At 31.6% G+C, this 10,114-nt stretch carries 12 protein-coding genes; 2 read left to right on the top strand and 10 right to left on the bottom strand.

The annotated features are described in order from the left end of the window. The 7 genes from J6V67_RS06980 to guaA all read right to left on the bottom strand — a co-directional run. Positions 1 to 162, bottom strand: a 162-nt coding sequence (locus J6V67_RS06980) for a lipocalin family protein (RefSeq protein ID WP_291860709.1), incomplete at its 3' end; no start/stop codon positions are given. A gap of 168 nt (positions 163 to 330) precedes the next feature. Next, positions 331 to 1,302: a DUF4885 family protein gene (locus J6V67_RS06975; RefSeq protein WP_291860705.1), complete on the bottom strand. Its 972-nt coding sequence runs from the start codon at positions 1,300 to 1,302 to the stop codon at positions 331 to 333. Positions 1,303 to 1,462: 160 nt separating this feature from the next. Continuing rightward, positions 1,463 to 1,846 (bottom strand): arsenate reductase ArsC, encoded by a 384-nt coding sequence (locus J6V67_RS06970; RefSeq protein ID WP_367205788.1) that lies wholly within the window; start codon positions 1,844 to 1,846, stop codon positions 1,463 to 1,465. A 5-nt stretch (positions 1,847 to 1,851) separates the two neighbouring features. Next, entirely contained in the window at positions 1,852 to 2,226 is a 375-nt protein-coding gene (locus J6V67_RS06965) for a thioredoxin family protein (protein ID WP_291860699.1), read from the bottom strand. 18 nt (positions 2,227 to 2,244) lie between these two features. Continuing rightward, complete coding sequence (locus tag J6V67_RS06960) at positions 2,245 to 3,258, bottom strand: permease (protein WP_291860696.1); 1,014 nt, start codon at positions 3,256 to 3,258, stop codon at positions 2,245 to 2,247. Between the two features lie 81 nt (positions 3,259 to 3,339). Next, on the bottom strand, positions 3,340 to 3,621 hold the full coding sequence (locus tag J6V67_RS06955; protein ID WP_291860693.1) for a helix-turn-helix transcriptional regulator: 282 nt from the start codon (positions 3,619 to 3,621) through the stop codon (positions 3,340 to 3,342). A gap of 414 nt (positions 3,622 to 4,035) precedes the next feature. Continuing rightward, positions 4,036 to 5,568 carry a glutamine-hydrolyzing GMP synthase gene (gene guaA, locus J6V67_RS06950; protein WP_291860690.1) on the bottom strand — a complete coding sequence of 511 codons (1,533 nt, stop codon included), beginning with the start codon at positions 5,566 to 5,568 and terminating at the stop codon, positions 4,036 to 4,038. Positions 5,569 to 5,722: 154 nt separating this feature from the next. Between guaA and J6V67_RS06945 the strand changes: the two genes are divergently transcribed. After that, positions 5,723 to 6,166 carry a hypothetical protein gene (locus J6V67_RS06945; protein WP_291860687.1) on the top strand — a complete coding sequence of 148 codons (444 nt, stop codon included), beginning with the start codon at positions 5,723 to 5,725 and terminating at the stop codon, positions 6,164 to 6,166. Beyond that, positions 6,153 to 7,949, top strand: a complete 1,797-nt coding sequence (uvrC, locus tag J6V67_RS06940) for an excinuclease ABC subunit UvrC (RefSeq protein ID WP_291860684.1) — start codon at positions 6,153 to 6,155, stop codon at positions 7,947 to 7,949. The genes J6V67_RS06945 and uvrC overlap by 14 nt, the downstream gene beginning before the upstream one ends. Before the next feature lie 30 nt (positions 7,950 to 7,979). Here uvrC and ilvA read toward each other — a convergent pair whose 3' ends face one another. From ilvA to J6V67_RS06925, 3 genes are all read right to left on the bottom strand, one after another. Then, positions 7,980 to 9,191 (bottom strand): threonine ammonia-lyase, encoded by a 1,212-nt coding sequence (gene ilvA / locus J6V67_RS06935; protein ID WP_291860682.1) that lies wholly within the window; start codon positions 9,189 to 9,191, stop codon positions 7,980 to 7,982. Continuing rightward, the gene (locus J6V67_RS06930; protein ID WP_291860679.1) at positions 9,175 to 9,573 is read right to left on the bottom strand and encodes a CoA-binding protein; all 399 of its coding nucleotides are present in this window, start codon (positions 9,571 to 9,573) and stop codon (positions 9,175 to 9,177) included. Before J6V67_RS06930 ends, ilvA begins: the two co-directional genes overlap by 17 nt. A 112-nt stretch (positions 9,574 to 9,685) precedes the next feature. Beyond that, positions 9,686 to 10,054, bottom strand: coding sequence for a YgiW/YdeI family stress tolerance OB fold protein (locus J6V67_RS06925; protein ID WP_291860677.1), 369 nt, complete (start codon positions 10,052 to 10,054; stop codon positions 9,686 to 9,688). Positions 10,055 to 10,114: the final 60 nt, after the last annotated feature.

The following is a 10,114-nucleotide window of genomic DNA, read 5'->3' as shown; positions in this document are numbered from 1 at the left end:
ATTTTCAACTTTAACTATAGGCATATCCCCTTCATACTCTAATTTATATTTAGCGTAAGATTTATTACAACCATTTTGAAAAAAAGCTGGTTTAGCTGCCATTTGCAGCCACTGCCCCATATATTTTTCTAAATTTATATCGCCAATTAATGCTTCAAACATACTAACTCTTTTATATCAAAAATACAATTATAACAATTATTCAAATTTAATAAGTTATAATTTTGACTTGCTAAATTTTATATTTCCAAAATATTAACACAATGATATTGTAGCATAACTAATAATTAAATCAACTAGAATTTTACTAAAATGCACTATAAAGCTATATTATGAATTTAATCTTTTCATAATATCAGTATTAAACACGCTATCTTGTAATTCTCCATTTGAAAATCCAATTTGTAAATTCATATCAGGAATAGTTGCAAACTCTTTTTCCATAAGAGCATTTAAATTACTAGAAAAAACTTCAAAAGCAGCACATTTAAACTGCGAAGGAATACTATCTGTTGTTTCCAATGCTTTTTTATAAACATCTAATGCATTACGTCCTTTTTCATCAACAAAGCCATCTTTAGTCTGTGAATATGTTCTTAAATCCTCGCCAGTTACTTCTTTAAAATCGCAAATAGCACGATACTTGTCCATTACAGAATCATCAATTAAAGAACGATTGCTTTGCATAACATGATAGAACAGTTCTATGGAGTTATTATCACTATTTAATAGTTGTTCGACAATACTTTTCGTTTTCTCATCTAATCCAAAAACACTCAAAGTATGATTAAATGGTTCTATTGAAAATGTCATATTATGAAGCAAGCTAACATCTAACCCTGCGTTAGAAAGAATAGCACTAATCTGAGTATTTACCATTTTTCGATTATAAGTGGCTTGTTCAGAAGTAGTATTTCCTTTAACTGGTCCATCTAAATGTGGGTCATTCATATTTCCACATGTACCATACATAGCCATATTTAATTCATTTTCATACATTGCCCGCCGTTGTTCATAACTATAATTCTTATATGCATCACCAAATAGATACTTTTTCCCAAGTGCTTGTTTTAGTGAATCGGCATCCTTATACCTTGCACGATTACTAACAGAAGAATTGTAATATGTTTCCTCTAACTTGCAATGAGCTTTGTAGATTTCACTTTTAGGATTTTCATTATTGCTTTTTACACAATCATCCACAACCTCATATAACTTTTTCCATGATGGTGTTTGTGGAGTTTTAGGAGAATAATGCACTTTAACATCATAATGATTATAATATAAACTATCTACTTTCATAGACATAACACACGCTCCTTTAAAACAATATATCTATAATATCGGCACTTTATATTCAAAAATAAATAGCATATAAATTTACAATTATAGTATTTAAGTCTTACTGTAAAACTAAAATTTTTATAGTCAATAAAAATTTTTTTAATACCAATTTAAGTTTTTAAGATAAACTCTTTATCTTTTTCTCAATACATTTTATTATTTCAATAAAATAATCATCTGTTTTTCCTGTAGGATCTGGCAAATTCCAATTATCATCAAAGTCCTTTCCAATAAACGGACAACCAACATCGCACCCCATAGAAATTGCAATATCTGGCATAGGAATCTTATCTATAGCCTTTGAATACTGCTTCTTTTGCATATCAATTCCATATAGCAACTTCATAAGTCTAACAGCATCTTGATTAATATAAGGCTTTGTTTGCGTTCCGGCTGAATAAAAATCATATTTATCGCTCAAAAAATATTTTCCAAGAGCTTCTGCAATTTGACTACGGCAAGAGTTATGAATACAAATAAAGGCTACTTTCTTTTTCATAATATCACCTAAAACCCTAGTTTGTAAAATAGCTTTTCAACCTCTGCTGCTTTAAGAACCTTACCAGTTGAAACAACCTTATCATTTACAACAAGTGCTGGAACACTCATAACGCCATATTCCATAACCTTTTGCATATCGGTTATATATTCAACTTCAACATTAAGTCCAATATTTTCTACAGCTTTTTTTGCGTTTTGATATTGTTGATGGCAAGATGCACAACCTGCTCCTAAAATCTTTACACAATATATCTCATCTTTTGCTTTATTGTAGCTATTATTTTTTGTTTCTGTTGTTTTAGATACAGCACATCCACCATCGCAACTACAAGTTGAAGCTTTTGTTTCTTTATTTTTCTTACCAAAATTAAATAATATCATTGCAAATACCTCTTAAATTTATAAAATTATATTTTGAACAGCATTAAAAAAATAACCAACAAGGATAATTCCAATAGTGCAAATCGTAATAAATATTACAAGTAGCTTCGGTTTAACTGCTTTACGGAGCATAATTATTGATGGAAGAGAAAGAGTTGTTACACCCATCATAAACGAAAGAACAACACCAAGTTGCGCCCCTTTTAAAAGTAGTGCTTCGGCAATAGGAATTGTACCAAAAATATCTGCATATATCGGAACCCCAGCAATAGTTGCAATAACTACACCTAGTGGATTTTCGCTACCTAGTAAATTAACAATTAAATTTTCAGGAATCCAATTATGAATTATAGCACCTATACTAACACCTATAATAACATAAGAAAATACTTTTTTTACGATTATTAACATCTGCTCCCAAGCATATCTTATACGATCTTTAAAATGTAATTCCTCTTGTAAAACATTAAACGACTTGCCCTGTCTTATATATTCTTCAACTTGATTTTCAAGATGCAATTTTTCAATCAACGCACCACCTATAATAGCTATAATAAGACCGATTATAACATAGGTAATAGCAACTTTCCATCCAAAAATACTCATAAGCAAAACAAGCGAGCCCAAATCAACCATAGGTGAAGAAATAAGGAACGAAAATGTTACTCCAAGCCGAAGTCCTGCACTTGTAAAACCAATAAACAAAGGAATTGATGAACAAGAACAAAACGGAGTTACAGTTCCTAAAAGCGCTGCAACAATATTGGCACCAATTCCGTGAAATCTACTAAGTATGCGTTTACTTCTTTCTGGTGGAAAATAACTTTGAATATATGAAATAATTAGAATCAATACACTCAAAAGCATCATAATCTTAATCGTATCATACAAAAAGAACTGAACACTACCGCCAATTTTACCGCTCACATTAAGACCAAAGGTTAATAACATATTTTCTATCAGCTCATTTAACCATTTCATACCCAAGACTTGATTTTGAAAAAAGTCCCATATCGTTTTAATTATTTCCATAAAAACCTCTATAAATAGAAAAATATCTATGTATTATTGCTATATAAGCTATGTCAAATTATTTATAACACAGCTTTTATGCTACTTCAAATTTATTAATTTGTGTAAAGTTTCTAATGCGATTTTTGTACCCTGCTTTGATATAGAATAATGCGTCCATTTACCCTCTTTTCTACCAATTACAACACCAGAATCGCAAAGAATTTTCATATGATGCGAAAGCGTAGGCTGTTTAACATTCAATTCTTCAAGAAGTTTACAACCACATTTTTCACCTGTTTGTAACATTTCAAGTATTTTTATTCTATTCTCATCGCAAAATGCCTTAAATATTTCAGCAGTTTCAATATATTTATTTTTCATAAGTTCACCTCGTATAGAAATTTATCTATGTGTTATTATATATAATAAATAGATATTTGTCAATATGTTTTAAAAATATTCTGTGAATATATCTCTTATTATCAAAAGAAATTTTCATAAATTATTTTAATGCTGCTTATATACGCTAATTCTACTTTAATTTAAGCTTCAATATTATTTATTAAGTCTAGTCTTTAAGAAATTATATATACAATTTTTCATAATTTATCAATATGATACTTTTTGTATCAACCATATGAATATTAGATATTAAGCAATCCTCCTTTTTTAAATTTGTTGTTTTAAAAAAAGAGGAATAATTTTCCATAACTTATTATATGCAATAATAAAATGGTATTGTTACAATTTTAAAGTCAAAAAGGCCTTATTTTAATCACTTATGATAACTTTAAATTACTCCCACTCAATTGTCGCAGGTGGTTTAGAGCTTATATCATAGACTACGCGGTTAATTCCACTTACTTCGTTAATAATCCTGCGGCTACAATTTTCTAATAGATCATATGGCAATCTTGAAAAGCTTGCTGTCATACCATCGCTTGCATCTACTACACGGATACAAACAGCATTTTCATATGTTCTATTATCACCCATTACACCTACTGAATTTACATTTAAAAGTACACAAAATGCTTGCCAAGTCTTATCATACCAACCGCTACTTTTTAACTCTTCACGCAGTATTACATCAGCTTTTCTAAGTAGTTCTAAGCTAGGCTCATTTACTTCACCCATAATGCGAATAGCAAGGCCAGGACCAGGGAATGGGTGACGGAATACCACATCACGACTTAAGCCAAGCTCTAATCCAAGCGCTCTAACCTCATCTTTGAAAATCTCTCTTAAAGGCTCAATAAGTTCAAATTTCATCCAATCAGGTAGCCCGCCTACATTATGATGACTTTTAATAGTTTTAGATGCGCCAACTACACTACTTTCTATAATATCAGTATATAGGGTTCCTTGAGCTAGATATTTTACATTAGAGTGCTTTTTAGCTTCAGCATCAAAAACTTCAATAAATGTCTCTCCAATGATTTTGCGTTTTGTCTCTGGATCAGTTACCCCTTTTAAACGGCCTAAAAATAGATCACTTGCATCAATGCTGATTAAATTTACTCCAAGTTTTAGTTTAAACATCTCTTCAACTTGTTTAGCCTCATTTGCACGAAGAAGACCATTATCTACAAACACAACTATTAAATTCTCAGGCACTGCAGTTGCTAAAAGCGCTGCTACGACTGAACTATCCACACCTCCACTTACTGCGCAAAGAACTTTATCATTACCTACTTTTTCTTTAATCGCAGCAATTTGAGTTTTAGCAAAGCTACCCATATTCCATGTGCTTTCGCATCCACAAATCTTAGCAAAGTTTTTAAGCATCACACTACCAAACTCGCTATGAGCTACCTCTGGATGAAACTGCATAGCATAAATTTTACGCTCAAAATCACCAAATACGCAAAACTCACTATTTTGACTCTTTGCAATCACTTCAAAGCCATTTGGCAACTCATTTACCTTATCAGAGTGGCTCATCCATACAATGCTATTATTCTCCACTCCACTCATGAACTCACACTCTTTTATAATTTCAATATTTGCTTTGCCATACTCTTTATGAGCAGCTGGAGCTACATTTGCGCCATTTTTATGAGCGATTAGCTGCATACCATAGCAAATACCTAAAATCGGAAGTCCAAGCTCAAAAACAGCATCATCACAAAAATACGCATTCTCATCATATACGCTTGCTGGGCCGCCACTTAGAATTATCCCTTTTGGATTTTTAGCTTTTATAGCATCTATACTAACATTAAAAGGCACAAGCTCGGTATAAACTCCTTGTTCTCTAAGTCTTCTAGCAATTAGCTGAGTATATTGCGAGCCAAAATCTAGCACCAAAATATCTGCATTTTTCATAACTCATCCTAAAATTAAATTTACGCAAGTCTATCTAAATTTGGCTGATAAATCAATTAGCTTTAATCTCTTGCTGCGAATCTGTATAAAATGGATCAGATTTATATCCACACCCTACTAAAAAAATTAAGCAAAAAACAGCTATAATAGCCAAATGCAAAGTTTTGAGATTATTAATCATATTATAAACGATCCTAAATATAAAAATTTAAAAGCCACTAAAGAGGCAAGGAATCTACTAAATTTACTAGGCGTAGCTAAAAGCAGGCTTATTAAATTTACCTATCAAAAAGATAAAACTCAATTTATCGCCGTAGTGCATCCGCTTGCCAAATTTGAACTAAATCACGATAGTATCAAATTTCAGATAAAAAACCTATTAAACACTTATGTAAGCAATACTCCAAATAGCGCATTAGAGCCAATTAATAATGTAGTAATTTTTATCACAAAGCTAAAAAATTTTCAAGAAGTATCACTGCAACAAAAACCTATATTTCTAGAAAGAAGCGATGGAGGGTTTAAAAATTATGCAAAAGATGAGCAAATTTATACACTTTTTGAAAAGTTTAGAGAGTCTATAAATGCTAACCGATGAACTAAAATCTCTGCCAAATAATCCTGGAGTTTATCAATATTTTGATAAAAATTCAAAACTTTTATATGTTGGCAAGGCTAAAAATTTAAAAAATCGTGTTAAAAGCTACTTTAGTGCCGATGGATCACCTAGCCCAAGATTAAGCCCTAGAATATCTAAAATGATAAGCGAAGCTGTACATATAGAGTGGCTCACAACCTCAAGCGAACAAGATGCGCTAATACTAGAAAACTCATTTATCAAACAACTTCATCCAAAATATAATATTTTACTTAGAGATGATAAGACATATCCATATATTTGCGTAGATTTAAGCGATGATTTTCCTAGATTTGAAATCACTAGAAAGGTGCTTAAAGGTTCCAATATTAAGTATTTTGGTCCATTTTTTAGAGGTGCTAATGAAATTTTAGAGGCCTTATATTTAGAGTTTAAACTAGTGCAAAAAAAATCTTGTCTAAAAGAAAAAAAGGGTTGCTTATTCTATCAAATCGGGCGTTGTAATGCTCCTTGTCTTGGGCTAATTAGTAAAGAAGAGTATAATAAAATTATATATGAAGCGATAAAAAAGATTAAAAACCCACAATTATTAATACCAAATTTAGAAAAAATAATGCTAAATTTAGCTCAAAATGAAAACTTTGAAGAGGCTGCTAAAATCAGAGATCAAATAAAAGCAATCAATGATACTGCTATCAAAATTCAAATAGACCTAGCTAAACTAGAAGATTTTGAAGTAATTAGCGTAAATATTAGTAGTAGTTTTGTCTGCGGGGTAAGGTTTAGCATACGTGATGGCAGAGTATGCGCATCTACTCATACCATAAAACCAGCTAAAGATATGGTAGAATCAGATCTTGAGACCTTATACTATTCAATGATTTTAGATGCTTTTGATATTAATCAACCAGTTAGCACAACTAAAATTTATACATATGTAGAACTTAAAGATGCTAAAATTTTAGAAAATATTTTAAACTCACGACATGCTAAAAAATTTCAAATTATTAATCCAAAAATAGGTGAAAAAAAAGAGTTGGCAAATATCGCTTATCAAAATGCTATAGAACTAATCAAAAAACATATCAAAACAAATGATTATACTCTAGCAAGAGAGATTCAAGAGATGTTTGGACTAAATAATCTACCGCTAACAATTGAAATTTTTGATAACTCTCATCTATTTGGCTCTAATCCAGTTGGAGCTATGGTTGTATGGGAAAACAAGGAATTTAATAAGGCAAAATACCGTCATATGCATCTCCAAAATATAAATGACTACGACCAGATGAAGCAGATGCTAACTCATAGAGCCAAAAGCTTTGATAAATCATCAGCGCCAGATTTATGGATTATAGATGGAGGTGATGCACTGCTAAATTTAGCTAACGAAATTATTAAAAGTAGCGGTGCAAATGTCGATATAATCGCAATTTCTAAAGAAAAAATTGATGCTAAAGCACATCGTGCTAAAGGCAAGGCAAATGATAAAATCTATACAAATATAGGTAAGTTTAGTCTAAATTCAAATGATATTAAGCTTCAATTTATTCAGCGTCTGCGTGATGAGGCGCATAGATTTGCTATTAGTTTTCATCAAAAAATGAGACATAAAAATGATATACAAAGTAGTCAACTAGCAAATTTGGGCATATCAAAAGGCTCTATAATTAAATTAATTAATTATTTTGGAAGCTTTGAAAATATCCAAAATGCTAGTTTTGATGAAGTTAAAAAAGTAACAAATAAAAGCGTAGCTAATAAAATAGCTAATAAGAGCTAAATTTAAAATCCAAATTTAGCTCAAAATAAATTAAAACTCTTGAGTAAACTCATAACCAGCATCTTTTAATGCTTTTTCTATCGTATCTTGATGCTCTTTGCCTTTAGTCTCTAAAGTTATCGTAATCTTAGCATCGCCATAGCTTAGCTTGGTTGAAAATCTATCATAATCAATCTTAACAATATTTGCTCCAGCACTCCTAAGTACATCACCTAGCCCCATAAGAGCACCTGGTTTGTCTATCAATGTTACATTTATTATCATCTTTCTATGGCTTTTTAACAAGCCCTTTTCTATTATAACACTTAGAGTTTGTACATCGATATTACCACCACTTAAAATAGCTCCAATCTTAGCGCCATTTTTAAAATTAAATTTACCCTCTAAAATAGCAGCCACAGATACTGCCCCAGCACCTTCTACCATAATCTTTTGTTGTTCTAAAAGATACAAAATCGCATTTGCTATCTCTTCATCATCTACTTGCACCATCTCATCTACGCACTCTAAAATATGTGATAGAGTAATCTGACTTGCATCCCTTACAGCAATTCCATCAGCGATAGTTCGAACGCTTTTTGAATTATGTTGACATTTATCTTTAAAACTCTCAAACATAGCTGGCGCACCCTTTGCACTCACTCCGATAATTTTGATATCTGGATTAATCTGCTTAGCACAGCTTGCTACGCCACTAATTAAACCTCCGCCACCTACTGGTACAACAATATAATCTAAATCGCTAACCTCATCAAGCATCTCTAAAGCTATTGTTCCTTGACCTGCTTGGACTAATTCATCATCAAACGGATGAATAAAACTCATATTGTTCTCTTTAGCGTATTCTAAAGCATATGCATAAGCTTCATCAAAATTATCACCCTTTAGTATCACCTCAGCGCCTAAAGCCTTTGTTCCAGCTACCTTTGAAAGTGGCGCAGCCTCTGGCATAATAATTATAGCTTTTACTCCAAAATGCTTTGCACTAATTGCCACACCTTGAGCATGATTACCTGCGCTTGCAGCTACTACTCCGCACTTTTTAGCATCTTGATCTAAATTTGCAATCTTATTAAAAGCTCCCCTTACTTTATAAGCTCCTGTGATTTGCAAATTCTCTTTTTTAAGATATATATTAGCATTAACTATCTTGCTTAGCTTTGGAGCAAAGCCAAATGGAGTTTTAGCCACAAATCCATCAATATTACGCTTAGCTTGGATAATTTTATTTAGACTTATCATTTTTAAACCTTTTATACTCTATCATTATACAGGCATCTTGTATGAAATTTAATCCCGCATTTTGTGCAATTTGCTTAGCCTCATCATTTATAATCCCTAACTGAAGCCATACATTTTTCACACCCAAACTTAACGCCTCTTCTACTATACTAGTAGCAAATTCAGCCTTTCTAAAAACCACTACAGTATCTATATCTTGTTTGATTTGGCTTAGACTTTGATAAGTTTGGCGTCCATTTATCTCTATACTTTTTGGATAGATGGCAAATACATTAAAACCCTGCTCTATCAAGTAGCTGCCTACATGATTGCTAGCTTTATTGGAATCTGGACTAAAACCTACAATAGCTATATTTTTCATAGAATTTAAGATATTTTGCATTACTTTTTTCTTTTTTAATAATTTAGGGGTGAATTTTAACTAAATTTTACTAAGTTTAAATTTAAATTACCCAAAAGCTTGTATTATTAGCTTTTGGGGGATTGTATTTTGATTATTTTGTGATTCTTTTTACATCAATTTCATTGGCTCTAACGGTATTGCCATCAACTTTGCCATGTATTGTAATAATCTCATCTGGACCAACACTTAAACCGCCCCAATCCTCATCATCAATCTCAATAATAATTGTATCTTTGCCATCACTAAATTTATATTTTTCATGTGCTACTTGACTTACGATTTTTCCTTTAACTGTTACTAGCGTATCATCCCATGCATCAAGTGCTGCTTTTACGCTATTTGCACCTGAATGACCACCTAAAAATCCGCCTTGATTAGCTGGTGCATTACCACCTGTAAAACCTGAAGCACTTGCACCAATTGCTAGAGCTAAAACTGCGATTATGCTAAATTTTTTCATTTTATTTCCTTATTTATAAATTTATTTCGCAATTTTATATAATATTTGTTAAATTGATGT

This window comes from Campylobacter sp., from assembly GCF_017646085.1.
Taxonomy (GTDB): domain Bacteria; phylum Campylobacterota; class Campylobacteria; order Campylobacterales; family Campylobacteraceae; genus Campylobacter.
Note: the sequence above shows the minus strand (reverse complement) of the source record. Positions and strands in the feature narration are given on the sequence as shown.

Bases quoted from the DNA above. Each gene is read 5' to 3' on its own strand.
- J6V67_RS06975 (WP_291860705.1), bottom strand. From the start codon at position 1,302: ATGAAAGTAGATAGTTTATATTATAATCATTATGATGTTAAAGTGCAT.
- J6V67_RS06965 (WP_291860699.1), bottom strand. From the start codon at position 2,226: ATGATATTATTTAATTTTGGTAAGAAAAATAAAGAAACAAAAGCTTCA.
- J6V67_RS06960 (WP_291860696.1), bottom strand. From the start codon at position 3,258: ATGGAAATAATTAAAACGATATGGGACTTTTTTCAAAATCAAGTCTTG.
- J6V67_RS06955 (WP_291860693.1), bottom strand. From the start codon at position 3,621: ATGAAAAATAAATATATTGAAACTGCTGAAATATTTAAGGCATTTTGC.
- guaA (WP_291860690.1), bottom strand. From the start codon at position 5,568: ATGAAAAATGCAGATATTTTGGTGCTAGATTTTGGCTCGCAATATACT.
- J6V67_RS06945 (WP_291860687.1), top strand. From the start codon at position 5,723: ATGCAAAGTTTTGAGATTATTAATCATATTATAAACGATCCTAAATAT.
- uvrC (WP_291860684.1), top strand. From the start codon at position 6,153: ATGCTAACCGATGAACTAAAATCTCTGCCAAATAATCCTGGAGTTTAT.
- ilvA (WP_291860682.1), bottom strand. From the start codon at position 9,191: ATGATAAGTCTAAATAAAATTATCCAAGCTAAGCGTAATATTGATGGA.
- J6V67_RS06930 (WP_291860679.1), bottom strand. From the start codon at position 9,573: ATGCAAAATATCTTAAATTCTATGAAAAATATAGCTATTGTAGGTTTT.
- J6V67_RS06925 (WP_291860677.1), bottom strand. From the start codon at position 10,054: ATGAAAAAATTTAGCATAATCGCAGTTTTAGCTCTAGCAATTGGTGCA.